Raw genomic sequence first — 25,893 nt, 5'->3', positions numbered from 1 at the left:
GGGATCAGCGCGGGGCCATACGGATCGCGCCGTCGAGACGAATCACTTCTCCGTTCAGCATCGGATTGCGCACGATGCTGTCGACCAGCTGCGCATATTCGGACGGTTTGCCAAGGCGGCTGGGGTGCGGCACCTGCGCCCCCAGTGCGTCCTGCACATGCTGGGGGAAGCCCTCGACCATCGGCGTCAGGAAAATGCCGGGCGCGATGGTCATGACGCGAATGCGGTGGCTCGCCAGATCGCGGGCGACAGGCAGGGTCATGCCTACCACCCCGCCTTTGGACGCGGCATAGGCGGCCTGGCCGATCTGCCCGTCATAGGCGGCGACGGAAGCGGTGTTGACGATGACCCCCCGTTCTCCGTCCACTTCGTCGAGCGCAGCGGCGCGGGCGGCGAACTTGGCGATCATGTTGAACGTACCGACGAGATTGATCGAAATCGTTCGCGCGAAACTGTCTAGCGGATGCGGGGCATTCTCCTTGCCCACCGTCCTGGTCGCAGGCGCGACGCCCGCACAGTTGACTAGGATGCGGGCGGTGCCGTTGGCCGCTGCCGCCGCATCGAGGCCCGCTGTGACGCTGGCATCGTCGGCGACGTCGACAGCGAAGTAGACAGCTCCGATCGCTTTTGCGGCCGCTTGCCCTGCAGCTTCGTTGAGGTCGAAGATCGCGACCTTCGCTCCCTGTTCCGCCAGCATTGTCGCGGTCGCCCTGCCCAGCCCAGAAGCGCCGCCGGTCACGATGGCGGAGACGTTGGTGATGTCCATCTTGGTGTCTCCTTAAACCAGTTCGATCGCCATGGCGGTCGCTTCGCCGCCACCGATGCACAGCGAAGCGACACCGCGCTTGAGACCCCGCGTCTCCAGCGCGGCGATCAGCGTCGCAAGGATGCGCGCACCCGACGCGCCGATGGGATGGCCGAGCGCAGTCGCGCCGCCGTTGACGTTGAGCTTGTCGTCAGGGATGCCCAGTTCCTTGGCCGCGATCATGGCGACGACGGCGAAGGCTTCGTTGACCTCGAACAGGTCCACATCGCCGACCGACCAGCCCGCCTTGTCCAGCACCTTGCGCATGGCGGGGACCGGCGCGGTCGTGAATTTCGAAGGCTCCTGCGCATGGGCTGCCGTCGCGACGACGCGAGCCACGGTTTTGAGGCCCAATTTCCCCGCCACGCTGGCGCGCGTCATGACGATGGCCGCCGCGCCGTCCGAAATGGAGGAGGCGTTGGCCGCCGTGATCGTGCCGTCCTTTGCGAAAGCGGGCTTGAGCGAGGGTATCTTCTCCGGCTTTGCCTTGCCCGGTTGTTCGTCGGTGTCCACCACCGTATCGCCGCCGCGCCCCTTGACCGTGACGGGTGCAATCTCCCTGACGAAGGCGCCGCTGCCGATAGCCGCGTTGGCGCGTTCGAGCGAGCGGATGGCATAGGCGTCCTGCTGTTCGCGCGTGAATTGATAATCGCGCACTGCCTCTTCGGCGAAGACGCCCATCGCCTTGCCCGGTTCATAGGCATCCTCCAGCCCGTCCATCATCATCGTGTCGACGATACGGTCATGGCCGATGCGCGCGCCGCCGCGATGCTTGGGGAGCGCGTAGGGCGCGTTGGTCATGCTTTCCATGCCGCCCGCGATCACCACATCGGCTGTCCCGGCGGCGAGCGCCTCATGCGCCATGATCGCCGCCTGCATCCCCGACCCGCACATCTTGTTGACGGTCGTCGCCTGCGTGTTGAGGCCAAGGCCCGCGCCCAGCGCCGCCTGCCGGGCGGGAGCCTGCCCAAGCCCGGCGGGCAGCACGCAGCCCATATAGATGCGATCGACGGCCTCGGCGGAAATGCCCGCTCGTTCGACCGCCGCCTTCACCGCCGCCGCACCGAGTTCGGTTGCCTTGAGGCCGGAAAGCGCGCCTTGAAATCCGCCCATCGGCGTGCGCGCATAGCTTGCGATGATGATCGGATCGTCGGTCATGTCCACTCTCTCCTTACGACGGAACGGTCAGCGTCGTCGCTGCGCGATGTATGCGCGAACGGTCGGCGGCTCAAGACGTTGGGACAGGATTAATGTCCAATCGAGCGGAGAGCCGCGTTTCGATCCGCTGCATCAGAGGCAGCGGATCCTCTTTCAAGGCACCTGTTCGCTCCGGGAAAAGCCAGCCTAGATCGCGCGCGGCATCGAACCCCATGAGGCGCGGGCGCGCCACCCCGGGGAAGCGGTAGCTCAACGGCATGACCGTCAGCCCGAGGCCCGCCGCGACCATCTGCAACACCCGCTCGTCATTGGTGGAGCGCAGTGCGAAGGGCGGGCGGACACCGCGCGCGGTGAAGTAGCGGCTGGTCGCGGACAGCGCCTCGCAATGGCGACGCACGATCATCGTCTCGCTGGCGACCTCCTCGGCATGGACGCTCGCCCGTTCACCGAGCGGATGGCCTGCGCGGATCGCGATGGCATAACCTTCGGTCGCGACGGGCCGCTCGGCAAAGCGCGCATCTGCGCCTTGCATGAGTGAAAGCGCCACGTCGATGCGCCCGCGATCCAGACGCCCCGCCAGATCCTGCGCCGACCCGTAGACGATCTCCATCCGTCCCGCCTCGCCAGGCGGGCGGTCCGCGACAGCCTGCGCCACGATGTCGCCCGGGATGCTGTGGAGGATGCCGATGCGCAAGGGCGCACTCGCCTCTTCCGCCTCCGCCGCGACCGCACGCTGGGCAAGGTTGAACTCCGCCTCGATGCGCCGGGCATGGGCAAGGAGGCGCGATCCTGCCGGTGTCAGCTGCGTCCGCTGGCCGGCGCGCACGAACAGTGGCGTGCCGAGCGACCGTTCCAGCTTGGCGATACCCACCGACAGGGTCGGCTGGGACACGTTGCAGGCGGAGGCGGCCCGGTTGAAGCTGCCATGATCGACCACGGCGAGGAAATAACGCAGAAGATAGCGTTCCATCATAGACATCATCTATATCCAGACCGAGAAAAGTTTCAATTCTCATATAGTCGCTCAATTGATAGTCTGCGCCGACAAGGAGAGTGTGCATGGCTGAATTCGACTTCGCGCTGGGTGAGACGGCGGACATGATCCGCGAAAGCACCGAGCGGTTCGCCACCGACAGGATTGCCCCGCTCGCCGCCGAGATCGATGCAAGGGACTGGTTCCCGCGCGCGGAATTATGGCCTGCGATGGGTGCGCTTGGCCTGCACGGGATCACCGTGGAGGAGGAGTATGGCGGCCTTGGCCTCGGCTATCTGGAGCATGTCGTCGCGCAGGAGGAAGTGGCGCGCGCATCGGCTTCCATCGGCCTGTCCTATGGGGCGCATTCCAACCTGTGCGTCAACCAGATCCGCCGCTGGGGCAATGCGGCGCAGAAGGCGAAATATCTGCCCAAGCTGATCTCGGGCGAGCATGTGGGCTCTCTCGCCATGTCCGAAGCGGGCGCGGGATCGGACGTCATCTCGATGAAGCTGCGCGCGGAAAGGCGCGGCGACCGCTATGTCCTCAACGGCACGAAATTCTGGATCACCAACGCGGCCTATGCCGACACGCTGGTGGTCTATGCCAAGACGGGCGAGGGATCGAAGGGCGTGACGACCTTTCTCATCGAAAAGGATATGAAAGGCTTTTCGATCGGGCAGAAGATCGACAAGGTCGGGATGCGCGGCTCTCCCACCGCCGAACTGGTGTTCGACGAATGCGAGGTGCCGGAGGACAATGTCATGGGACCGCTGAATGGGGGCGCGGGCGTGCTGATGAGCGGGCTCGACTATGAGCGAACGGTGCTGGCGGGAATCCAGCTCGGGATCATGCAGGCGTGCCTCGACATAGTGTTGCCCTATGTTCGCGAGCGCAGGCAGTTCGGCAAACCCATCGGCGCATTCCAGCTGATGCAGGCGAAGATCGCAGACATGTATGTCGCGCTCAACAGCGCGCGCGCCTATGTCTATGCCGTGGCGCGGGCGTGCGACGCGGGCCGGACGACGCGTTTCGATGCGGCGGGCGCGATCCTGCTGGCGAGCGAAAACGCGATGAAGGTGGCGTTGGAGGCGGTGCAGGCACTGGGCGGCGCAGGCTATACCAAGGACTGGCCGGTGGAACGGTTCATGCGCGACGCCAAGCTGCTCGACATCGGCGCCGGCACCAACGAAATCCGCCGGATGCTGATCGGTCGGGAGCTGATTGGAGCATGAGCGCGCCGGTCCTCGACACCAAATTGTCGCGCGACAGCGACATTTTCCGCGCCAACGCCGCGCATAACCGCGCGCTTGTCGACGAACTGCGGGGCAAGGTGGCGGCTGCGGCGCGCGGCGGATCGGACAGCGCGCGCGACAAGCATATCGCCCGCGGCAAGCTGCTGCCGCGCGACCGGGTGGAGCGGCTGCTCGATCCGGGCAGCCCGTTCCTCGAAGTCGGGCAGCTGGCGGCGAACGGCCTTTACGGGGACGAAGTGCCCGGCGCGGGGATCGTCGCGGGGATCGGCCACGTGGCGGGGCGGCAGGTGATGATCGCGTGCAACGATGCGACGGTGAAGGGCGGCACCTATTTCCCGATGACCGTCAAGAAGCACCTGCGCGCGCAGGAGATCGCGTTCGAAAACCGGCTGCCCTGCATCTATCTGGTCGACAGCGGCGGCGCGAACCTGCCCAACCAGGCGGAGGTGTTCCCCGACAAGGAGCATTTCGGGCGCATCTTCTACAATCAGGCCCACATGAGTGCGCAGGGCATTCCGCAGATCGCCTGCGTCATGGGATCGTGCACCGCAGGGGGCGCCTATGTCCCGGCGATGTGCGACGAAAGCGTCATCGTGCGCAACCAGGGCACGATCTTCCTTGCCGGGCCGCCGCTGGTGCAGGCAGCGACGGGCGAGGTCATCAGCGCCGAGGATCTGGGCGGCGGCGACCTGCATGGCCGCAAATCCGGGGTGGTCGACCATGTCGCCGAAAATGACGATCATGCGCTCAGCATCGTGCGCGACATCGTCTCTACCCTGCAACCCGATGCCACGCCCGACGTCAACCTGCGCGATCCCCGCGCGCCGATCCATGACCCGAGCGAGCTTTACGGCATCGTGCCGCAGGACGTGCGCGCGCCCTACGACGTGCGCGAGATCATCGCGCGGATCGTCGACGGCAGCGAATTCCACGAGTTCAAGGCGCTATACGGCACCACGCTGGTGTGCGGCTTCGCGCATATCTGGGGGATGCCGGTCGCGATCCTCGCCAACAACGGCGTCCTCTTCAGCGAAAGCGCGGTCAAGGGCGCGCATTTCATCGAACTCGCCTGCCAGCGGCGCGTGCCTTTGCTGTTCCTCCAGAACATCTCCGGCTTCATGGTGGGGGGCAGATATGAGGCGGAGGGCATCGCCAAAAACGGCGCGAAGCTCGTCACCGCCGTCGCGACGGCGCAGGTGCCCAAGATCACCGTGCTGATCGGCGGCAGCTTCGGCGCGGGCAATTACGGCATGTGCGGGCGCGCTTACGGCCCGCGCTTCCTCTTCACCTGGCCCAACGCCCGCATATCGGTAATGGGCGGGGAACAGGCGGCCAGCGTGCTGGCAACGGTGCACCGCGACGCAGCCAACTGGACGCCCGAGGACGCCGAGGCGTTCAAGGCGCCGATCCGCCAGAAATATGAGGATGAAGGCAACCCCTATTACGCCACCGCGCGCCTGTGGGACGATGGCGTCATCGACCCTGCCCAGACCCGCGACGTGCTGGGCCTCGCCTTTGCCGCCACGCTGAACGCTCCGATCGAGGATCGCGCGCGCTTCGGCATCTTCAGGATGTAAGGCCCATGCTCTCCTCCCTCCTCATCGCCAATCGCGGCGAAATCGCCTGCCGCATCATCCGCACCGCGCGCAGGCTGGGCATCCGCACCGTCGCCATATATTCGGACGCCGACGCGAACGCCCTCCACGTCCGCTCCGCCGACGAAGCGGTCCCCATCGGCCCCTCGCCCGCGCGGGAAAGCTACCTTGTCGGTAAGAAGGTCATCGAGGCGGCAAGGCGAACCGGCGCGGAAGCGATCCATCCGGGCTATGGCTTCCTTTCGGAAAATGCCGACTTTGCCCAAGCGGTGATCGACGCGGGCCTGATCTGGGTCGGACCGCATCCCGACAGCATTCGCGCGATGGGCCTGAAGGACGCGGCCAAGATGCTGATGCAGAAAGCCGGTGTCCCGACCACGCCCGGCTATCTGGGTGAGGATCAGAGCGAAGCGCGGCTCAAGGCGGAAGCGGACGCCATCGGCTATCCGGTCCTCATCAAGGCGGTCGCAGGCGGCGGCGGCAAGGGGATGCGCAAGGTGGATGAGGCGCGGGATTTCGCCGACGCGCTCGCCTCCTGCCAGCGGGAAGCCGCCTCCAGCTTCGGCAATGCGGCCGTGCTGCTGGAAAAATGGATCAACAATCCGCGCCACATCGAAGTGCAGGTGTTCGGCGACAGCCACGGCCATGTCGTCCACCTGTTCGAGCGCGACTGCTCGCTTCAGCGCCGCCACCAGAAGGTGATCGAGGAAGCCCCCGCACCCGGCATGGACCAGGCCACTCGCGCGGCGGTGTGCAGCGCCGCCGTCAATGCCGCCAAGGCGGTCGACTATGTCGGCGCGGGTACGATCGAATTCATCGCCGACGGATCGGAAGGGCTGCGCGCCGACCGTATCTGGTTCATGGAAATGAACACGCGGCTTCAGGTCGAGCATCCGGTGACCGAAGCGATCACCGGCGTCGATCTTGTCGAATGGCAACTGCGCGTCGCATCGGGCGAGCCGATCCCCATGACGCAGGACGCGCTGGCGATCGACGGGCACGCCATGGAAGCGCGGCTTTATGCCGAAGACCCGGCAAGAGGCTTCCTCCCCAGCATCGGCCGTCTCGACACGTTCGAACTGGGCGGCGACGGGCCGGACGGCATCGCACATGGCCTGCGGATCGACACGGGGGTCGAGCAAGCGGCGGAGATATCCCCCTTCTACGATCCGATGATTGCCAAGGTGATCGCCCATGGCGCAACCCGCGACGACGCGCGCGAGCGGCTGGCTGCCGCGCTGGGCGACAGCGCCATATGGCCGCTCAAGACCAACGCCGGATTTCTGGTCAAGGCATTGCGGCACCCCGACTTTGCCCAAGCCCGGCTCGACACCGGGCTGATCGGGCGGGAGGGCGCCGCGCTCCTGCCTGCGGCCCGCCCGAGCGAGGACGCGTTGGCCGACGCCGCTGCCGCGTTGACGCGAGGCGGTGGGCTGGCCGGTTTTCGTCTGAACGCCCCGGCGCGTGCGACCGGCATGTTCCTGCTCGACCGGGAAGCGGTGACGATCCGCTTCGATCCGAAGGAGGGCGCGGATCGCCCTGCGTCGGATGTGCTCGTCGCGGAGGACGGCCAGGTCTGGCGCCTTGCGCCGTGGCGGGCGGGATCGAGCGGCGGCGCGGATGCGTCGGACGGGGCGATCCTCTCACCGATGCCGGGCCGTATCATCGCCGTGGCCGTTGCGGCAGGCGATGCCGTGACCAAGGGGCAGAAGCTCCTGACGCTGGAAGCGATGAAGATGGAGCATAGCCTCGTCGCGCCGTTCGACGGCATCGTGGCGCAACTCGACGCGGCGGAGGGCGGGCAGGTCAGCGAAGGCGCGCTGCTCGCAAAGATCGAAAAGGCGGAACAGGACTGACATGGCAGGCAGATATTTCGACCAATGGCAGGTGGGTGACAGGCTGATCCATGACATCCGCCGCACGGTGACGGAAACGGACAATCTCCTTTTTTCCACCATGACGCACAATCCCCAGCCGCTTCACCTCGATGCCGAAGCGGCAAAGGCGAGCGAGTTTGGGCAGATCCTCGTCAACGGCACCTTCACCTTCGCGTTGATGGTAGGGCTTTCGGTCGGCGACACGACGCTCGGTACGTTGATCGCCAATCTGGGTTATGACAAGCTGGTCATGCCCAACCCGGTTTTCATCGGCGACACGCTGCGCTGCGAAAGCGAAGTGACCGACCTCAAGCCCAGCAGGTCCCGACCAGAAGCGGGCATCGTGACCTTTACGCATCGGCTGCTCAACCAGCGGGACGAACTGGTATGCCAGTGCCTGAGAACCGCCTTGATGAAGCGGTCGAACGCGTGAGGCTGCGCTCGCTGCTCTTCGTCCCCGCCGACCGGCCCGATCGCTTCGCCAAGGCGGCGGCGAGCGGCGCGGATGCCTTGATCCTCGATCTCGAAGACAGCGTGACGCCCGAGCGAAAGACGCAGGGGCGCGACGCCATCGCGACATGGCTGGCGCAGCCCCGCGCGATTCCGGTCTTCGTCCGGGTCAATCCGCTCGACACTGGCCTGACACGGGCCGATCTCGACGCGGTGCTGCCGGGGCGGCCCGATGGGCTGGTCCTCCCCAAGGCGGAGGGCGCAGCCAGCGTGCGAGCATTGCTGGCGATGGCGCGGGAAACCATGCCGCCGATCCTGCCCATTGCGACCGAAACCCCCGCCGCGATCTTTCAGCTTGGCGGCTATGGCGAGGTGGCGGCCCATCTGGCCGGGCTGACTTGGGGCGCGGAGGATTTGCCCGCCTCCATCGGCGCTGCGACATCGCGCGAGGAGGATGGGCGCTACACGCCGCCCTATGAAATGGTGCGCAGCCTGACGCTGTTCGGCGCGCATGGCGCGGGTGTCGAGGCGATCGAGACGGTGTTTCCCCGCATCGACGACATGCAGGCGCTTGCCGCCTATGTCGCGCGCGCGCGAAGCGACGGCTTCACCGGCATGATGGCGATCCACCCCGCGCAGGTAGCGACCGTCAATGCGGGTTTCACGCCGAGCGACGCAGAGATAGCCCATGCGCGCATGGTTATCGAAGCATTCGCCGCTGCGCCCGATGCCGGTGCATTGCGGCTGAACGGCAGGATGATCGACCGCCCGCACTTGATCCAGGCGCAGCGTCTCCTGGCACGCGCCGCTGCCTTGCCGCCGGTCCCCTGACGTCTTCGCGGCGTTGCCGTCTACCATTTTTCGCTCGCTCGCATTAACGGCCCTGCCGAGCCTGTCGGCATCCCTGTCGATCTGAGCAAGCATAAGCGCACGCCGACTTATCCGCCGTTCGGTATCGCAAGCCCATTCTTTCCGACCGACCGATGTAAAGGACAGGATAGCCACCTGCGCCCTTTCGTTTCGGCGAGGCTGCGGATATGACGCCTTCGATTCTGCCATAATGGGACCGGAGAGAATGAGTATGTCGTACGAAACCATCCTCGTCGAACAGCGGGACGCCGTCACGCTCATCACGCTCAACCGGCCGCAGGCGCTCAATGCGCTCAACAGCCAGGTGCTCAAAGACCTGACGCAGGCGTTCGCCGCTTACGACGCCGATCCTGGCCAGCGCTGCGCAGTGCTGACGGGCAGCGGGGAAAAGGCCTTCGCCGCCGGGGCCGACATCAAGGAGATGGTGGACAAGCAGGCCGCCGACTTCTTCCTGGAGGACTTCTTTTCCGGCTGGCAGTCCGGCGTCGTCGGCACGCGCAAGCCCTGGATTGCCGCGGTTGCGGGCTTCGCTCTGGGCGGGGGATGCGAACTGGCGATGATGGCCGACTTCATCATCGCGGCGGACACCGCCAAGTTCGGCCAGCCCGAAATCAAGTTGGGGGTCGCGCCCGGCATGGGTGGGTCGCAGCGCCTGACCCGCGCAGTGGGCAAGGCGAAGGCGATGGAAATGTGCCTGACCGGTCGGATGATGGACGCGGCGGAAGCGGAACGCGCCAGCCTCGTTTCGCGGGTCGTGCCCGCCGCCGACCTTGTGGAAGAAGCGCTGAAGACCGCCGCCCAGATCGCGTCGATGCCGCCGATGGCCGCGATGGTGAACAAGGAAATGGTCAACCTTGCGTTCGAGAGCAACCTCACCCAGGCGATCCAGATCGAGCGCCGCCTGTTCCAGATTCTGAGCGCCACCGAGGACAAGAAAGAAGGCATGACCGCTTTCGTCGAGAAGCGGGCCGGGGTGTGGAAGGGCCGCTGACGCCCCCCTTTGCCTACTGCCTGACTCAGACTCCAAGCCGACCGAGCGCTTCGGTCAGTTCCGCCGCGCGAAACGGCTTGGTGAGACGCGCGAGGTCGGGGGCGATGCTCTCGACCTCGGAATAGCCCGATACGATGAGGCAGGAGAGCGTCGGCCTGAAATTCCGCGCCATGCGAACCAGTTGGGTGCCGTTCATGCCAGGCATCAGATGATCGGTGACGAGCAGGGCGATCGGTTGGTCCTGTCTCAGGATCGCGAGCGCTTCCTCCGCCGACCCGACGTCGGTAACCGAAAAGCCCGCTTCCTCCAGCATATGGGCGATGCTGGCACGGACCGCTTCCTCGTCGTCGACCAGCAGTACCATGCCCCTTCGCGGCGTCGGCACGGGGGCTGCCCCGCCCGAGGGCGTGACGGTCGAGGCCGAGCGCTGGACGGCGGGAAGCCAGATGTGAACCCGCGTCCCCTGTCCGGGTCGGCTCTCGATTTCCATAGCCCCGCCGAGCTGGCGCGCCAGACCATGGACCATCGACAGGCCCAGGCCCGTTCCCTTCCCCACGCCCTTGGTCGAGAAGAAGGGCTCGATCGATCGCGCCACAGTCTCTGCGTCCATGCCGATCCCCGTGTCGGCGACGGTGATGCGGACATAGGCGCCTTCCTTGAGGTCCCCCGATCCCCCCGGCCCGATTGAATCGGGCACCGCGCCGATGCTCAGCGTTCCGCCGTCCGGCATCGCATCGCGTGCGTTGACACTCAGATTGAGGAGCGCCATTTCGAGTTGGTTGAAGTCTCCGCGCGCTGCCGGGAGATCCGCCGCCACGTCCATGGCGACACGCACTTGCGGACCTGTCGTGCTGGCCACCAGCGCGCTCATACCGGTCACCAGTTCATGGATGTCGACCGCGGTAGGTTGCAGCGGCTGCCGCCGGGCGAAGGCGAGAAGGCGCTGGACGAGCGTCCTTGCCCGCTCCGCCGACTGAAGCGCAGCGTCGATCAGACGCTTTTCACGGTCCGATCCGATATTCCGTCGGGTGAGAAGGTCGAACGTCCCGATGATGGGCGTCAGGAGATTGTTGAAGTCGTGCGCGACGCCGCCGGTCAGTTGCCCCAGCGCCTCGACCTTCTGGGTCTGGCGCAACTGTTCCTCGGTTTCTGCCAGCCGCCTTTGTTCTGCGATCCGTTCCGTCACGTCATGGACGATCTGGTAAGCGCCGATCCGTTCCCCCGCGCTGTTGCGCAGGACGTTGAAGGTGATCTCATGGAACCGGCGCAGGCGACCGGGATCGCCGAATTCCTCGACCATCGTGAATTCTTCGCCCGCCAGCGCGCGCGCCCAGATCCGCTCGATCTGCGCGCGCTGTTCGGGAAGATGCGCCAGGGCGTCGAGCATGGACACGCCGATGGCGGGGCGCACGCCGTAGATCGCTTCGAACGCTGCGCTCGCCGCCTTGGTGATCGCGAGCCAGCGGAAGGCCGGATCGGCGACGAAGATGATGGCTGTTGCGTTTTCGACGACGTCCGCCAGGAGCTTGCGCTCCGCCACGCCGTCTGTGATGCGCCGTTCAAGCGTTTCGTTGAGGTCGCGCAGCGCCTGCTCGGTGCTTTTGCGGCGAGAGATATCGATGGCCGTGCCGATCACACGCAGGCAGCGATTGTCATCGAACACCCCGCGCCCCTTGGCCGCGACCCATCGCACGACGCCGTCTTCCTTGCCGACGGTGCGATACTCGACATCGTAGAAAGCGCGTTGATCGGGATCGCAGGCGGCGAGAAACGCTTGCGTAATGTCATGCGCATCTTCCGGGTGGAGACCGCCGTAAAAGTCCGCCATCGTGATGGGCGCATCGGCCGATATGCCGAACATCGCCTTCACGCGGGGCTGCCAATACAGGGTGTTCGCCACCATATCGATATCCCAGAGGCCGATTTCTCCCACCTCTACCGCAAGTCGCAGCCGTTCCTCGCTGGCCCGCAGATTGACTTCCGATGCGGCCCGTTCGACATGCGCCCAGGATCGTTCCGCAACCTCCCGGGTGATCGCCAACGCATAATCGTTCCATAGGTGCGGACCTTTGTGATGGACCGCCATCAACGCACGCAATCGACCGCCTTTCACCAGCGGCATGCAGATGGTCGCGGCGATCCCCATGGCCTCGAACGCCGCAGCTTCTTTCGCTGCCATTTCACCATAGGTGTCGTGAACGATCAGGGGGCGCCCTGCACTGAGCTTCTCCACGGTGCGCGTGCCGAAGTCACCGAGCCGATAGCGCCCGAGGATCGATGGCATGCCTTGCTCCTGCCAACCCCCGCGGACGGTGAAGCCGTCTCCATCGTCGTCCATATCGGCGTAGGCGCAGCTGGATACACCCAGATGCGTCGCTACCGTGCGCGTGGTGATAGCCAGCAGGGCATCGGCATCATGGACGCCCGCGACGGCCCGTTCCAACTGATCGAGAAACCGGAACAACGCTTCGCTTTCGGCGAGGCGGCGCTCCGCGACGATCCGGTCGGTGATATCGAACACCATCGCCAGCATTCCGACCGGCGTCCCATGCGCATCGCGGATCGGCGAATATTCCAGGTCCATCCAGACCTTTTCAGGACGCCCCTGCCGCCAGAGTTCCAGTTCCTGCGCGTGGAAGCTGAGCGCTTCGCCCGCCAGACCCGCTGCGATGACGCGCGCGTTGAAATCGCGCGCTTCGGGCCAGACATCGAGCAGCTTTCCGCCCAGTGCATCCGGGTGGCGCGGCCCGCACACTGCCGCATAGCCTTCATTGTAGATCAGCAGCCCTTCGGCACCCCAAAGGAGCACCATCGGCACCGGCGAGGACAGGATGGTCTGCACTCCGGCCCGCAATTCCACCGGCCACCCGTCGATGGGGCCGAGCGACGTGCCGCTCCAGTCCTTGGCCATGATGAGGCGACCGATATCGCCGCTGCTTACGAACGCGGTCTGCACAATGTCCCCGGTTGCCATGCGATGCCTCGATTGCGTGTGTCTCCCATATCGAATGACAGCATGAACGCACATCATTTTCCGGCGGGTTTCGGATTATCGAAAACAATACAATGATCTGCGTTACAGGCGAACTGCCGCCGCCCGGGATGCCCAGCGGCGTCGGGACCGTCATTGCGTCATCTGTTCGCTCACGCGACCGCTTCGTTCCAGCTTGCCCCATCCGACCACCCATCCCGCGATGGCGGACGTGATGGCACGCAGCACGACCCAGTACATGATCTGCCGGTAGACGAGCCGCTGCGCGACCAGCAGATGCGCCGGATAGCGGACCTTGTGCCCGTCGAGCCGATAGGCGATCCAGCCGCACAGGATGTCGACGCCGGTGAAAGCGAGCCAGTAGACGCCCATCGATCCCACATCCCCCGCCGTCTGCGCCCAACCATGCTGAATCACGCGCACCGTGGTGCTGACGACAGAGAGCAACAGTGCCAGGTCGATCAGCGGGGAAATGGCGGCGAAGGCGATCTGGAACAGCCAGGCCTGCGGCAGGCCGATGAGGGCGAGACCCGATGGCTTGCCCGTCCGCAGCACGGCGCGATGTTTCCACAGGCATTGCAGCGTGCCGAACGCCCAGCGATAGCGCTGCTTGGCGAGCGAGCGGAAGCTCTCGGGCGCTTCGGTCCAGGCGGTCGCGCGCGGATCGTAAATGACGCGCCAGCCCGCCCGCTGGATCGCGATGGTCAGATCCTGATCCTCCGCCAGCGTATTTTCCGGATAGCCGCCCACCGCGTCGAGCGCATCGCGCCGCCATGCGCCCACGGCGCCGGGGACCACGGTGATGGCATCGAACCCGGCCAGTGCGCGGCGTTCCAGATTCTGTGCGGTGATATATTCCACCGCCTGCCACCGAGTGACGAGGTTGATGCGATTGCCCACCCGCGCGTCGCCCGCGACCGCGCCGATCGCGGGATCTGCGAACCAGCGCGCCAGACGGCGGATGGTGAGCGGTTCGAACTGGGTGTCGGCATCGAGCGCGATGACGACGTCGCCGGTTGCGTGCAGCAACGCGCGGTTGAGCGCCGCTGCCTTACCGCCATTTTGCAGCGTCAACAGAGTCACGCGCGGATCGTTGCCGAAGCGCTCCGCCACAATGGCGCTCGTCCCATCCTTCGATCCGTCGTCGGCGACGATCACCTCCAGCGCGGGATAATCGCTCGCCAAAACGCGCGCGACCGAAGCGGCGATGACCCGCTCCTCGTTATAAGCGGGGATGATGACCGATACGGTGGGAGTGAAGACGGGCGGGTCGGCGCGCCGCCGCCGCGTCTGCAACCAGGCGAGCACCGCCATGATGACTGCCCGCGCCATGCCGAGCGTGATCGCCACGTAGAAAAGCCAGGTCATGAGAAGCGAAAGCGCCGCCAGCAGGACGAAGATCGCAACATCGGTGCGCACGGCCCACAGGTCCGCGCGGCTCACCTTGGGCATGGCCTGACCGGCAGGTATGCCCGCCAGCTGCGACGCGGTGACGAAATGATAGCCTTCGCTTTTCAGAATATGGATGATCTGCGGTAGCGCCGCCACCGTTTGCGCCCGATCCCCGCCGCCGTCATGCAACAAGATGATGTTGGCCGAATTTTCCGGCGTCCAGCCATGCACCTGATCGACCACCTGCCGCACAATGGCGTCGACGCCCGGCCTCTGCCAGTCGTTGGGATCGACGTGCAGGCCCACCACCGTATATCCGGCATGTTGCGCCTCCACCGCAGGCACAAGCTCGTCGGTCGTCGTGGGCTCCGCGTCACCGAAATAGGGTGCGCGGAACAACGTCATCCGCCGCCCGGTATAGGCTTCCACGAGGCGTTGCGTGGTATTCAGCTCCAGCCGGTTCTGGTGCGGGCCGATGGTCGCCAGATTGGGGTGGGTGTAGCTGTGGTTGCCGATCTCGCTGCCGTCAGACACGATGCGGTTCAGCAGTTCGGGATGCTCCAGCGCATTTTCACCGATCACGAAGAAGGTGGCGGGCACATGCGCGCCTTCCAGCGCGTCCAGTATCTTGGGCGTCCACTCCGCATCAGGTCCGTCGTCGAATGTCAGCGCGAGCAGCTTGGGGTTCGCGCCGCCGACCCGGTGGACCACATAGGGCATGGGCAGCCGGTGATAGCGCTCCGCATGGATCAGGCCCTGTGCATCGAACTGGACGGTGCGGCTGCCGTCGGAGGGTGTGGACGTGATCCGCAGGATTTCGCCCGATCCTTCGACATCGGTGCTGGCCACCGCGCGCGGCGTCGCCAGATCAGGCAGGCCGCCCTTTCGGAACGCGGACAGATCGTCCCAGAAACCCGAATCCTCCGTGCCGAGCCGCCACAGGGCGACGTTCCCGATGCCGAGCCGCTTGAGCGCCTGCATCTGGTTCCAGCTCGTCGCCGCATCCATCATCCAGATCGCATGATGCTTGCCAGCCTCGTCATAGGCGAAACCGGCGTTGCCGCTGGCGGGATCGAACATGACCGGTGCCTGGCTGTCATGGGCGGCGAGCCACGCTTCCTCGATCGAAAGCGCATCGGTGCCGTCGCCGTGCCAGTCATAGGCATAGCTGCCGAGCGCCACGACCAGCTTGTCGCGCGGGACGATGCGCTGCGCATTTTCCACCTCGCGCACGAACCAGCCCTGTGCCGCAATCGGGCCTGGCGTGCCGCCTTCCCAATGCTGATCGTAAGCCATGAATATGAGCTTGTCCGCAACGCGGCTGAGCGCCGCCAGCGGCCAGCCCTCGTCCTCCGCGGGCGCGGTCACGGCGAGAACGGTATTTTTGGGCATCGCGGCGTTGAGTGCACGCAGGAACCGGATATAGTCATTCATCGCGCTTGCCGGCAGCGCCTCGATGTCCATGACCAGTCCTGCGCCATGGCTCACGCGAACCTGCGCCGCAAGCTTGGTGACCATGGCGTTGCGCTCGGCGGGATTGTGGAAGAGCGATGCAGCGCCGGCGGAATCCCAGCTGTCGGGAAGCAGGTTCTGCACCATCGGCAGAATGAGGGGACGATGGCGGGCCTGCGCGATCAAATGGTCGAGCTTGGGATCGCGTGACACCGTGACGGTGTGACGCGGCCCGGAAATGTTGATCGACGCAGGAACGATCCAGTCGAGCGCGCCGATATGCCGTGAAAGCGCGTCGATGCCGCTTTCATCGCCGGGAACGTAGAAGCCGATGCTGAGCGGCGCGCTCGACGAAGAGGCATGGCGCGTGGGCAGCCAGTTGAGCAGCGGGCTGTGCAGTGTGGGCAGGAATTTGGCCGCGCGGGCTCTGGGCAGGGGAAGATTGAGTTCCCGTTCGCGCGGCACGAAGATCAACGTGGTCGCAAATGCAAGCGCACCGATGACGACCAGGCTCAACAGAATGGCAACGATCCGCTTTGACCAGCGGCTGCGTTGTCCGGTCGGATCGAAGAATATTGGAGTACGCATGAAATAGTCCCACCTGCCAGCTTGCTCGCGCGGCTCTAGCGGAGTCAAGATGAGCAGTCGCTGGGGCGAAACTAAATTATCTTTAATGTGGGCGAGTGGCCGAAGCTGCGTCGCAACGGGTCCGCGATAAAGCGCTATTGCGATCCTCTCGGTTGCCGCGCCGACGCATGGGGTCCCTGTCGAATAGATGAAACGGCAGGAGATTTCCGGCAATCGTCATTATGGCGGGGACCGGGGGTTTTCGATGCCCTCCGGATCCCCTGCATTCGGAGCCATCGATGAAAAGCGGTGCCCAAAGCGGTTGTTCGCCGCAAAATAATCGTGCAAGGGTTCTCCCTGGGTGTCCGCACAAAAGCGCGGGCAGGTTCTAGCGTTGGTCGGGCCGCCAGCGAGGAATTGTCGCACCCGGAGTATCGGTTTGCCCGATCCATCTGCCATGGTCCTTCCCCCGTCGCCCACTTCATGGTCTTTAGAACGAGCGTGCAACGCCGTTCAAACCGCACCCGCACAAGGGACGCGGCATGATCCGGTCCATGACGCGAAAGGGGGATGCGGATGGCCTTGCTGACGCTGGTCTTCCTGCCGTTCATCGCCGCGATCCTGCTGGCGGCAACGCGGCAGGCGTCGCGCGCGGTGCACATGGGAATCGCGATGGCAGCCAGCGCCGGAGGTCTTGCGATCCTGCTGGCGCAGGCCGGTGCTGCGCTGTCCGGCGAGACCCCGGCAGTCACCCTCGCCTGGATACCGACACTCGGTCTCAGCTTCAGCCTGTGGCTCGACCCGCTGGCACTGTTGTTCGCGGGGCTTATCCTCGGCATCGGCCTGCTCGTCGTCATCTATGCACAGGGCTATCTTGACCGGACCGAACCGACCGCACGGTTTCTGGCCTTCCTGATGATGTTCCAGGGGGCGATGGTGGGCATCGCCCTGTCGAGCAACGTGGTGCTGACGCTGGTCTTCTGGGAGATGACCAGCCTCGCCTCCTTCCTCCTCATCGGTTTCTGGCGCGACCGGGCCGATGCGCGGCAGGGCGCGCGCATGGCCCTTACCGTCACAGGCGGCGGCGGACTGGCGCTGATCGCGGGGATGGTCCTGCTGGGCAAGGCGGCGGGAAGCTACGATTTGCCGACGATCCTCTCCCGCGCCGACATCGTACAGGCTTCCCCCCTCTATCCCGCGATCCTGCTGCTGATCCTGGCGGGGGCCTTTACCAAGTCAGCGCAGTTTCCTTTCCACTTCTGGCTGCCGCACGCGATGTCGGCCCCTACCCCCGTCAGCGCCTATCTTCATTCCGCGACGATGGTGAAGGCAGGCATATTCCTGCTCGCCCGGCTTTGGCCGGTGCTGGCCGGAACCGATCTGTGGTTCGGCATCGTCACGCCGGTGGGCCTGGCGACGATGCTGTTCGGGGCAGCTGTCGCCCTGTTCCGGAACGACCTCAAGGCGATCCTCGCCTATTCCACCGTCAGCCAGCTGGGGCTGATGGTCATGCTATTGGGATTTGGCACCGGCGCGGCGGTAACGGCGGCGATCTTTCACATCCTCAATCATGCCGCCTTCAAGGCAGCGCTGTTCATGCATGCCGGGATCGTCGATCATGAAACCGGCACGCGTGACATGAGGCGGCTGGGCGGCCTGGCCGCGATCATGCCGCTCACCGCGACGCTGGGGGTGATGGCGGCGGCCGCGATGGCGGGATTGCCGCCACTGGGCGGATTTATTTCCAAGGAAATGATGCTGCACGAAAGCACGCAGGCCATCCTTGGAGGACAAGCTTTGCTCGTGCCGGCGCTCGCGACCGTCGCCGCGATGCTGTCGGCGGCCTATTCGCTCCGCTATGCCGCAGCGCTGCATTTCGGGAAGCGGAAGAGCGGCGATGTCGCCGCGCCGCACGATCCGGGCGCGATGCTTCTCGGCCCCGCAGCGATTCTCGGCGCGTTCGCGCTGGCGCTGGGACTGTTACCGATGACGCTGGCCGCCCCTTTGGTCGCAGCCGCCAGCGCGGCAGTCACGGGCGGGGCGGCGCCCGACCTGCATCTCACTCTCTGGCACGGGATAAACGCTGCGTTGCTCATGAGCCTCGGTGCGGTTTTGGCGGCCATGCTGCTGCTGGCCCGCTATGCAACGATTGCCGCAGCGGTAGCGCGCCTGCGCTCGCCCGACGCCAAACGGCTGTTCGATGCCGCGATGGCGCGCACGGTGGACGGACTGCGCAGCCTGTCGGGCCTCGTCCATGTCGCATCGCTGCAACGCTATCTCGCTATGCTGTTCGTCATCGCGGCAGCGCTGGGCGCAGAGGCCGCGATACGCTTCGGCATCCCTGCGGGAAGCCGCGCGACAACGCCCGCATCGCTCCCCGCTGTCGTCGCATGGGCGGCTCTGATCGTCGCAACGGTGGCGGTGGTGGCAGCCGACCGACGACGCTATCTGGCGCTGATCTTCATCAGCGTCATCGGGCTCGTCATGGCGCTGGCGTTCATTCACCTGTCCGCACCCGATCTTGCGCTGACGCAGATCGCGGTGGAGGTCGTGACGATCCTCCTGATGCTGCTGGCGCTGCATTTGTTGCCCGGCCGCCCGCCGCGCCTTTCGGGCGTGTCCCGGCGGGTGAGGGACGGCGTGATCGCCATCGGCGGCGGGCTTGGGACAGGCTGGCTTGCCTGGGCTGTGCTGACGCGGCCGGAGCGGGACGGCATTTCCCGCTACCATTGGGAAAACAGCTATACGGGCGGGGGCGGCACCAATGTCGTCAATGTGACGCTGGTGGACTTTCGCGCTTTCGATACGCTGGGCGAGATCATCGTCCTCGGGATCGCGGGCCTGGCGATCTATGCGCTGCTCGAACCTGCGGCGCGGGGCGTTGCCGGACGGCGGCTGCGGGAATGGCGTTCGGAGGATCCACATTCGCCAGAGCGTCATCCGATGATGTTCGTGATGGCGACGCGGCTGCTGCTTCCGCTTGCCCTGCTCGTGGGTATCTATATCTTCCTGCGCGGACATAACCAGCCGGGCGGCGGCTTTGTCGCGGCCCTCGTCTTTTCGATCGCGATCCTGCTGCAATATCTGGCGTCCGGCTTCGACTGGACCGATGCGCGAAAGCGCATGGGGGAACATCCGCTGATCGGTCTCGGCATCATGATCGCCACCGCGACGGGCCTTGGGTCGCTGCTGTTCGGGGCGCCCTTCCTTGCGAGCAGTTTCGGTTATTTCCACCTGCCGATGATCGGCGAATTCGAACTGGCGACGGCGATGCTGTTCGACCTGGGCGTCGCCTGCGTGGTGGTGGGCGCGGTGACGATGGCGCTTTCGCAGCTCGCTCATGTCGCGCAACGGGCCGCGCGGGAGGAGAAAGAATGAGCCTGGAATTTCTGGTCGCGTCCGCCATCGCCACGCTGATTGCGGGTGGCATCTATCTTGCCCTGCGAGGCCGGACCTTTCAGGTCGTGCTGGGGCTGACCATGCTGTCCTACGCGGTCAACCTGTTCCTGTTCGCGATGGGGCGGCTGATCGTGAACAGACCGCCCATCTATGCCAAGCAGGTCACCGAACATGCCGATCCCTTGCCGCAGGCGCTGGTCCTGACGGCCATCGTCATCACGTTCGGCATGACCGCGCTGACTGTGATCCTGTCGCTGCGCAGCTTTCTGGAAAGCGGATCGGATCAGGTCGATGGTTTGGGCGAGCCGGGCGCGGGAGAGGAGCCGTGACGCTGGCGGATCATCTGCCGATCGCGCCGGTCGTGATACCCGCGCTCGTCGCGCCCGCAACCATGCTGGCGATGCGCCGCTACCGTGGGCTCGGCATCTTGCTGTCGTTGGCCGGGGGCGTGGCGATGCTGGCCGTGGCGCTGGCGCTTTTCGGCTGGGCGCAAGATGACGCGATCCGGGATTATGCGCTTGGCGGATGGCCCGCACCGTTCGGGATCGTGCTGGTGCTCGACCGCCTTGCAGCGACAATGCTCCTGCTGGCCGCGGTGCTGGCGATCGTCATCCTCGGCCATGCGATCCTGACAGGCGCGGACCGGAAGGGGTGGCATTTCCATCCCCTGTTCCATTTCCAGATGATGGGGCTCAACGGCGCGTTTCTGACGGGCGATCTGTTCAACCTGTTCGTGTTCTTCGAAGTGCTGCTGATCGCTTCCTACGGTCTGATGCTGCACGGTCAGGGGGCTATGCGGATAAAGGCGGGCGTGGCCTATGTCGTCGTCAATATCGTCGGATCGGCACTGTTCCTCATTGCCCTTGGCCTGCTGTACGGCCTGACATCGACGCTCAACATGGCCGACCTGAGCATCAAGGTCGCGGCGCTGGGGGCCCACGATCAGGGGCTGCTCCGGATCGCGGGGCTGTTGCTGATGACGGTGTTCGGATTGAAGGCGGCGGTGGTGCCCATCCATCTCTGGCTACCGCGCACCTATACAGCGACGATGCCTGTCGTTGCGGCGATGTTCGCGATCATGACCAAGGTCGGCGTTTATGCGATGATCCGCACCGTTCCACTTATCTTCGGCGCTCAGGCGGGCGCGGCAGCCTGGGTGCCCGCGCCTTACCTGCTGCCTGCTGCGATCCTGGGGGCTGTGGGTGGGTTCGTCGGGGTGTTGAGCGCGCGGGGAATGCGGGAGCAAGCCGCCTTTGCGGTGCTGGCATCGACCGGTACGCTGCTGATGGCGGTCGCATCGTGGCGCGAGGCAAGCCTGTCCGCCGCGCTCTATTATCTGGTGCAAGCGACGCTGAGCGGGGCAGCGCTGTTTCTCATCGTCGATGTAACGATGCGGCGACGCGGGCAATATGCCGACGCCATCGTCCCCACGCCGCGCTTCGCCGGGCAGGATGCGGCAGGCCTGCTCTATCTGGCGGCAGCGATCGCCACGGCTGGTTTGCCGCCCCTGGCTGGGTTCGTCGGCAAGCTTCTGATCCTCGACGCCAGTTTCGCCATCCCGGGATGGCAGGCCATCTGGATCGCGATCCTGTGCTCGACGCTGGTCGGCGTCGTCGGCTTTTCGCGCAGCGGCTCCGCCCTGTTCTGGAAATCGGCTTCGAACGATGCCCCCGCCATCGCCGGGCCGACCCGTTCCAACAGCGAGTTCATCGCGCCGGTAGCGCTGCTCTTGATCCTCGGACTGTTCACCGTCGCAGCCGGATGGGTCACGGAAAGAACCCAGGCCACCGCAGCACAGCTGATGGATGCCGACCGCTACATCGCAAAGATAGCGGAAACTGCGCGATGAAGCGGTTGCTCCCCCACCCCGCCTTGTCGGCGATGCTCCTGATCGTCTGGTTATTGATGGCCAATAGCATCACGGTCGGCGGCTTCGTCCTGGGAGCGGTCTTCGCGCTCATTCTGCCGAAGTTCACGCATCCCTTTTGGCCCGATCGCCCTCGCATGCGGTTCGGACGGGCTTTTCTGGGTTACCTCGCCATCGTATTGCTCGATATCGTCGTTGCGAATTTTCAAGTCGCATGGTTGATCCTGTTCCGACGCAACCGCGACCTTCGCCCGCATTGGCTGATCGTGCCGGTCAACCTGTCCACGCCCGAGGCCATCACGATATTGGCAGGCACGATCAGCCTCACCCCAGGCACCGTATCGTCGGACGTGTCGGCGGACGGCCGCTTCCTTCTTGTCCATGCTCTGGACGTTGCGGATGAGGGCGTGGAGATCGACAGGATAAAAAGGCGCTACGAAGCGCGGCTACGGAGGATATTCGCATGATCGACATCGTCCTTGGCGTTGCCGTCGGCGGCATCGCGCTTGCTCTCTTGCTCAACATGTGGCGGCTGCTGCGGGGGCCGACGCTGGGCGACCGCATCATGGCGCTCGACACGATGGTCATCAACGCCATCGCGATGATCGTCCTGATCGGCATGGTCGGCGGCAGCGACACCTATTTCGAAGCGGCGCTGCTCCTTGCGATGGTGGGGTTCGTCAGCACCATCGCCTATTGCAAATTCGTGTTGCGCGGGGACATCGTCGAATGACCGCGATTACGGACATCGTTATCGTCTTCCTCCTTATGTTGGGAGCGGGCTTTGCATTGATCGGCAGTTGGGGCCTTGTGCGCCTGCCCTCGACCATGGAGCGGTTGCACGGACCGACCAAGGCGACGACATTGGGCCTCGGCGCGCTGCTGCTGGCGTCCGTCATCTATTTTCAGGGGAAGCTCGGGATATGGACGGCGCACGAGCTGTTGATTTCGCTGTTCCTTTTTATCACCGCGCCCATATCCGCCAATATGATCGCGAAGGTCCACCTGCACAGGTCCAGAACGGGCGCCGGTAACGAACCGGTCGGCCTCGCAGGACCGCCGCCTTCCCCGAGCGACAAGGGAGACTGGGCGACATTCGAAGCGCCACAGGCCGACACGCCGGCATCGACCGCAGACAGCTGATCCTCAAAGGTGCTCAGGCCCCTCCATCCAGCCAGTGCGCGATAGCCACCGTCACCTTTCGACTTTCCCGCCATAGGCGCTGCCCATCCTCCCCGCCTGCATCCATTGCCCGCCAGCTTTCACTCAGCGCGGAAAAGCCGAGCGTCCCCGATAAGCCTGCCAATCGATGGGCGTTGACAGCACCCAGCCTATCGCCGTCCGTGGCCGCGACGAGTTCGCGATGCAGCCCTTTGACCAACGGAAGAAATTCGTTAGCCCCGAACAGGCTTAGCAACCGGTCGAGCGGTTCGACATCCGGTGGCATCCAGGATCGGAACAACGGCGCGAGATCGTTTACCCCTGCTTTCAAGGCGAAGGTGAAGTCGACATCGCGATTTCCCTCACCACCGTCGAAAGCCATCGCGACGATGTGCCGGTTGCGATCGGGAAAATCCGTCGTGTCAGGTTGGACAATCTTCAGCATGGGCTCGCTGCCCGCTTTGGAACCGGAAACGCAAAGCTGCCATCCCGCATCGTCCAGCGCCATGCGAACATTCTCATAATTCAAAAGGTTGCCAGATCGATTATCGGCCAAAGGCCTTTGCATCGGTCGCATAAACTGCATATGGTCCCTGATGAGCAGTGGGGGCTGCCTCCGTTCTAACAGAATGGACCAAAACGGGGTAGGAGATGGCGGATGCCGTACCGGGCGGCCGCATATTGATTGCGGACGACCATCCGCTGCTCCGTGAAGGGCTGTCCCTGGCCGCGCGCGCGGCCATCCCCGGCGTGACCGTCGACACAGCGGGCACCATCGGCGAAAGCCTGGCCGCCTTAAAACGCCATGATCGCTATCGTCTGATCCTGCTCGATTTCATTCTTCCCGATGCGCGGGGCTTTTCGGGGCTCCTCCAGATACAGCATGTGGCTGGGCGCATTCCCATCGCCGTCATATCCGCGCATGAAAATGCGATGCTGGTCGAAAGCGCCATGGCATTGGGCGCGGCGGGCTTCATCTATAAATCGTCTCCGCTGGACGCGCTTTCGCACGATATCCGTGAACTGGCGGAGGGACGCAGGCGCTTTCCCAAGAATCCCGGCGCGGCGCCTTCCGCAGGCCTGCGCGACCAGATCGCCAGCCTGTCGGGCGCTCAACTGCGCGTGCTGATCGCCCTGTCCGACGGACGGCTGAACAAGCAGATCGCAGCAGATCTCGACGTTTCCGAAGCAACCGTCAAAGCGCATCTCACCGCTATATTTCGCAAGCTCAAGGTCAATAATCGCGCGCAGGCGTTGTTGGCGGTCCAGCCGCTGCTGGGCGAATTTTCCGGGCAAATTGGCAAATGACCAGGCCACCGCGCCCACCGCGCATATGGCTGTTCGTCACCTTCGCCACCCTGTTTCCGCTGACCCTTGCCGCATTGCTGTTCTGGCTGGGTGCGGAATATCGTCTTTGGAACGATCTGCGCGAGGAAGCCGATCTTTCCTTCGGTCGCCGGGTTACGATCATCGACGTGCTGTCGGAATTGCGGGCCGCCGAAAGCAGCCAGCGCGGATATGTCATTACCAACGACGGCGAATTTCGCGCTCGCTATCGACATTGGCGGTCGGAGATCGGCGCATCTTTCGCGGCAGCCGATATCTATTACAGGAGTCAACCGACGCACAGGAACGGTTTTCGGGGGCTCCGCGCGCTCGCAACCGCCAAGATCGCCGAAATGGACGATGTCCTGGCGATATATGACCGGCAAGGCGCAGCGGCCGCGCGCCAACAGATATCCAACGGCGAAGGCAAACGCCTCATGTCGCGCCTGCAGGCCCAGCTTGATCGGATCATTCGCGACGAACAGGCAATCGGCAGGGCCCGCTTGCAAGCCTATCACGATCGTACCGACATGTTGCAACGGCTGTGGTGGATTCTACTGGGCTTCAGCAGCCTGTTGCTCGTTGCGGCGCTGGTAGGCATTTGGCGCCAGCGGGCATCGAAATATCGGCTGGAACTCAGCGCTTTCGAGGCGGCACAGCGCAATGAGACGATCCTTAACAGCACCATCGATCCGATCATCATCATCAACCCCAGCGGCAGCATCGAAACCATCAACCGTGCGGCGAGCCGGATGCTCGGCTACGAACCGGCCGAACTGGCACGACGGGATTTCGATTTCATTTCAGATATCGCGTCCGGGGTCGGCACCTTTCTCGACCGCATCGGCTTGGTGGATGGCGAATTACGTACGCCCTTCCGGACCGACTGTCTGGTACGACACCGAAGCGGTCGGAAATTGCCGGTCGACGTTGCGCTGGGCGTCATGCCGCTTTCCGATGGCGAGCATATAGTCGCGTCGTTCCGCGACATCGCAGAACGCAAGCGCATCGAGCGGTTGAAGGACAATCTCATTTCCACGGTCAGTCATGAGCTGCGCACGCCGCTGACGTCGATCGTAGGTGCACTGGCTTTACTCAAGCGGGATACTGCGGACCTCGATCCGCAATCAGCCGGTCTGGTTGCGATTGCGGAAAACAACGCGCAGCGGCTCATCCGCCTCATCAACGATATGCTGGACATCGATCGCATCGAGGCGGGCAAGCTCAAGATGGCCGCGGTCGCCCTCGATTTGCGCCACGTCGTTCAGCAAGCGTGCGAAGATAATGGCGGACTTGCAGCTTCTTCGGGCATCACCCTGAAAAATGTCAGCGGTGACGACGCTCTGATGGTGCAGGGCGACCCGCAAAGACTGCATCAGGTGCTTACCAATCTCCTGTCCAATGCCGTCAAGATATCGCCCAAAGGCGGCCAGGTGGTCGTCAGCCTAAGCCCGAGCAGCGACGGGCGGCGCGCCATCGTCCATGTCGATGACGACGGTCCCGGCATCCCGCCCGAATTTCGCGCGAGGATTTTTGGACGGTTCGAACGGGCGGGCAGTCGCGAAGCGGCTCCCGGAACAGGTCTGGGTCTTGCGATTGCCAAGGAAATCATGACCCAGCATAGCGGCGAGCTGTGGTTCGAGGATCGCCCGCAGGGCGGGACGCGGTTTTCCCTTTCCCTGCCGACGATGCTCCCGACCATGTCAGTGGGGAACCGCAAAAAAGAAGACGACGTCAAAATCCTGATCTGTGAGAAGAATGC

Annotated in this window: 20 protein-coding genes; 14 read left to right on the top strand and 6 right to left on the bottom strand. The window is 64.6% G+C overall.

Annotated features, from left to right (window positions below; all coding sequences use genetic code 11):
- Positions 1–4: 4 nt before the first annotated feature.
- From DI606_RS08425 to DI606_RS08415, 3 genes are all read right to left on the bottom strand, one after another.
- Complete coding sequence (locus DI606_RS08425) at positions 5–766, bottom strand: SDR family NAD(P)-dependent oxidoreductase (RefSeq protein WP_293981547.1); 762 nt, start codon at positions 764–766, stop codon at positions 5–7.
- Between the two features lie 12 nt (positions 767–778).
- On the bottom strand, positions 779–1,963 hold the full coding sequence (locus DI606_RS08420; RefSeq protein ID WP_293981545.1) for an acetyl-CoA C-acyltransferase: 1,185 nt from the start codon (positions 1,961–1,963) through the stop codon (positions 779–781).
- Between the two features lie 70 nt (positions 1,964–2,033).
- Positions 2,034–2,936 (bottom strand): LysR family transcriptional regulator, encoded by a 903-nt coding sequence (locus tag DI606_RS08415; protein ID WP_293981599.1) that lies wholly within the window; start codon positions 2,934–2,936, stop codon positions 2,034–2,036.
- Between the two features lie 86 nt (positions 2,937–3,022).
- On the opposite strand from DI606_RS08415, the gene DI606_RS08410 reads away from it, so the two are divergent.
- The 6 genes from DI606_RS08410 (at position 3,023) to DI606_RS08385 (ending at position 9,975) form a co-directional block, all read left to right on the top strand.
- A complete protein-coding gene (locus tag DI606_RS08410) occupies positions 3,023–4,171 on the top strand; it encodes an isovaleryl-CoA dehydrogenase (RefSeq protein WP_293981543.1) in 1,149 nt (382 codons plus the stop codon).
- A complete protein-coding gene (locus tag DI606_RS08405; protein ID WP_293981541.1) occupies positions 4,168–5,769 on the top strand; it encodes a carboxyl transferase domain-containing protein in 1,602 nt (533 codons plus the stop codon). The genes DI606_RS08410 and DI606_RS08405 overlap by 4 nt, the downstream gene beginning before the upstream one ends.
- A 5-nt stretch (positions 5,770–5,774) precedes the next feature.
- Positions 5,775–7,643, top strand: a complete 1,869-nt coding sequence (locus tag DI606_RS08400) for an acetyl/propionyl/methylcrotonyl-CoA carboxylase subunit alpha (protein ID WP_293981539.1) — start codon at positions 5,775–5,777, stop codon at positions 7,641–7,643.
- A 1-nt stretch (position 7,644) separates the two neighbouring features.
- Positions 7,645–8,097 carry a MaoC family dehydratase gene (locus DI606_RS08395; protein WP_293981537.1) on the top strand — a complete coding sequence of 151 codons (453 nt, stop codon included), beginning with the start codon at positions 7,645–7,647 and terminating at the stop codon, positions 8,095–8,097.
- Entirely contained in the window at positions 8,094–8,945 is an 852-nt protein-coding gene (locus DI606_RS08390; protein WP_293981534.1) for a CoA ester lyase, read from the top strand. Before DI606_RS08395 ends, DI606_RS08390 begins: the two co-directional genes overlap by 4 nt.
- Positions 8,946–9,195: 250 nt before the next feature.
- Positions 9,196–9,975, top strand: coding sequence for an enoyl-CoA hydratase-related protein (locus DI606_RS08385; RefSeq protein WP_293981597.1), 780 nt, complete (start codon positions 9,196–9,198; stop codon positions 9,973–9,975).
- A gap of 25 nt (positions 9,976–10,000) precedes the next feature.
- Here DI606_RS08385 and DI606_RS08380 read toward each other — a convergent pair whose 3' ends face one another.
- Positions 10,001–12,949: a PAS domain S-box protein gene (locus tag DI606_RS08380; RefSeq protein ID WP_293981530.1), complete on the bottom strand. Its 2,949-nt coding sequence runs from the start codon at positions 12,947–12,949 to the stop codon at positions 10,001–10,003.
- Between the two features lie 150 nt (positions 12,950–13,099).
- Entirely contained in the window at positions 13,100–16,399 is a 3,300-nt protein-coding gene (locus DI606_RS08375) for a glycosyltransferase (RefSeq protein ID WP_293981527.1), read from the bottom strand.
- Between the two features lie 555 nt (positions 16,400–16,954).
- Here DI606_RS08375 and DI606_RS08370 point away from each other — a divergent pair.
- Genes DI606_RS08370 through DI606_RS08345 form a run of 6 tightly spaced genes read left to right on the top strand, consistent with a single transcriptional unit; the run spans position 16,955 to position 22,787 of the window.
- Positions 16,955–19,756, top strand: a complete 2,802-nt coding sequence (locus DI606_RS08370; RefSeq protein ID WP_293981524.1) for a monovalent cation/H+ antiporter subunit A — start codon at positions 16,955–16,957, stop codon at positions 19,754–19,756.
- Positions 19,753–20,106 (top strand): Na+/H+ antiporter subunit C, encoded by a 354-nt coding sequence (locus tag DI606_RS08365; protein WP_293981521.1) that lies wholly within the window; start codon positions 19,753–19,755, stop codon positions 20,104–20,106. The genes DI606_RS08370 and DI606_RS08365 overlap by 4 nt, the downstream gene beginning before the upstream one ends.
- Complete coding sequence (locus tag DI606_RS08360; RefSeq protein ID WP_293981518.1) at positions 20,103–21,626, top strand: monovalent cation/H+ antiporter subunit D; 1,524 nt, start codon at positions 20,103–20,105, stop codon at positions 21,624–21,626. Before DI606_RS08365 ends, DI606_RS08360 begins: the two co-directional genes overlap by 4 nt.
- Positions 21,623–22,111: a Na+/H+ antiporter subunit E gene (locus DI606_RS08355; RefSeq protein ID WP_293981515.1), complete on the top strand. Its 489-nt coding sequence runs from the start codon at positions 21,623–21,625 to the stop codon at positions 22,109–22,111. The genes DI606_RS08360 and DI606_RS08355 overlap by 4 nt, the downstream gene beginning before the upstream one ends.
- A complete protein-coding gene (locus DI606_RS08350) occupies positions 22,108–22,377 on the top strand; it encodes a K+/H+ antiporter subunit F (RefSeq protein WP_293981512.1) in 270 nt (89 codons plus the stop codon). The genes DI606_RS08355 and DI606_RS08350 overlap by 4 nt, the downstream gene beginning before the upstream one ends.
- Complete coding sequence (locus DI606_RS08345; protein ID WP_293981509.1) at positions 22,374–22,787, top strand: Na+/H+ antiporter subunit G; 414 nt, start codon at positions 22,374–22,376, stop codon at positions 22,785–22,787. The genes DI606_RS08350 and DI606_RS08345 overlap by 4 nt, the downstream gene beginning before the upstream one ends.
- Positions 22,788–22,800: 13 nt before the next feature.
- Here the strand turns inward: DI606_RS08345 and DI606_RS08340 are convergent, their stop codons facing one another.
- Positions 22,801–23,313 carry a hypothetical protein gene (locus DI606_RS08340; RefSeq protein ID WP_293981507.1) on the bottom strand — a complete coding sequence of 171 codons (513 nt, stop codon included), beginning with the start codon at positions 23,311–23,313 and terminating at the stop codon, positions 22,801–22,803.
- Between the two features lie 143 nt (positions 23,314–23,456).
- Here DI606_RS08340 and DI606_RS08335 point away from each other — a divergent pair, with 143 nt between their 5' ends.
- Positions 23,457–24,113: a response regulator transcription factor gene (locus tag DI606_RS08335; protein ID WP_293981504.1), complete on the top strand. Its 657-nt coding sequence runs from the start codon at positions 23,457–23,459 to the stop codon at positions 24,111–24,113.
- A partial coding sequence (locus tag DI606_RS08330) for an ATP-binding protein (protein ID WP_293981502.1) occupies positions 24,110–25,893 on the top strand: 1,784 nt, incomplete at its 3' end. The genes DI606_RS08335 and DI606_RS08330, both read left to right, overlap by 4 nt.

Source organism: Sphingobium sp. (assembly GCF_003248505.1).
In the GTDB taxonomy this organism is placed as follows: Bacteria; Pseudomonadota; Alphaproteobacteria; order Sphingomonadales; family Sphingomonadaceae; genus Sphingobium.
Note: the sequence above shows the minus strand (reverse complement) of the source record. Positions and strands in the feature narration are given on the sequence as shown.

Excerpts from the sequence above, each read along its gene's own strand:
- DI606_RS08420 (WP_293981545.1), bottom strand. The coding sequence starts at position 1,963 with ATGACCGACGATCCGATCATCATCGCAAGCTATGCGCGCACGCCGATG.
- DI606_RS08410 (WP_293981543.1), top strand. The coding sequence starts at position 3,023 with ATGGCTGAATTCGACTTCGCGCTGGGTGAGACGGCGGACATGATCCGC.
- DI606_RS08350 (WP_293981512.1), top strand. The coding sequence starts at position 22,108 with ATGATCGACATCGTCCTTGGCGTTGCCGTCGGCGGCATCGCGCTTGCT.
- DI606_RS08345 (WP_293981509.1), top strand. The coding sequence starts at position 22,374 with ATGACCGCGATTACGGACATCGTTATCGTCTTCCTCCTTATGTTGGGA.
- DI606_RS08395 (WP_293981537.1), top strand. The coding sequence starts at position 7,645 with ATGGCAGGCAGATATTTCGACCAATGGCAGGTGGGTGACAGGCTGATC.
- DI606_RS08400 (WP_293981539.1), top strand. The coding sequence starts at position 5,775 with ATGCTCTCCTCCCTCCTCATCGCCAATCGCGGCGAAATCGCCTGCCGC.
- DI606_RS08415 (WP_293981599.1), bottom strand. The coding sequence starts at position 2,936 with ATGATGGAACGCTATCTTCTGCGTTATTTCCTCGCCGTGGTCGATCAT.
- DI606_RS08385 (WP_293981597.1), top strand. The coding sequence starts at position 9,196 with ATGTCGTACGAAACCATCCTCGTCGAACAGCGGGACGCCGTCACGCTC.
- DI606_RS08365 (WP_293981521.1), top strand. The coding sequence starts at position 19,753 with ATGAGCCTGGAATTTCTGGTCGCGTCCGCCATCGCCACGCTGATTGCG.
- DI606_RS08375 (WP_293981527.1), bottom strand. The coding sequence starts at position 16,399 with ATGCGTACTCCAATATTCTTCGATCCGACCGGACAACGCAGCCGCTGG.
- DI606_RS08380 (WP_293981530.1), bottom strand. The coding sequence starts at position 12,949 with ATGGCAACCGGGGACATTGTGCAGACCGCGTTCGTAAGCAGCGGCGAT.
- DI606_RS08370 (WP_293981524.1), top strand. The coding sequence starts at position 16,955 with ATGGCCTTGCTGACGCTGGTCTTCCTGCCGTTCATCGCCGCGATCCTG.
- DI606_RS08355 (WP_293981515.1), top strand. The coding sequence starts at position 21,623 with ATGAAGCGGTTGCTCCCCCACCCCGCCTTGTCGGCGATGCTCCTGATC.
- DI606_RS08335 (WP_293981504.1), top strand. The coding sequence starts at position 23,457 with ATGGCGGATGCCGTACCGGGCGGCCGCATATTGATTGCGGACGACCAT.
- DI606_RS08340 (WP_293981507.1), bottom strand. The coding sequence starts at position 23,313 with ATGGCGCTGGACGATGCGGGATGGCAGCTTTGCGTTTCCGGTTCCAAA.
- DI606_RS08405 (WP_293981541.1), top strand. The coding sequence starts at position 4,168 with ATGAGCGCGCCGGTCCTCGACACCAAATTGTCGCGCGACAGCGACATT.
- DI606_RS08425 (WP_293981547.1), bottom strand. The coding sequence starts at position 766 with ATGGACATCACCAACGTCTCCGCCATCGTGACCGGCGGCGCTTCTGGG.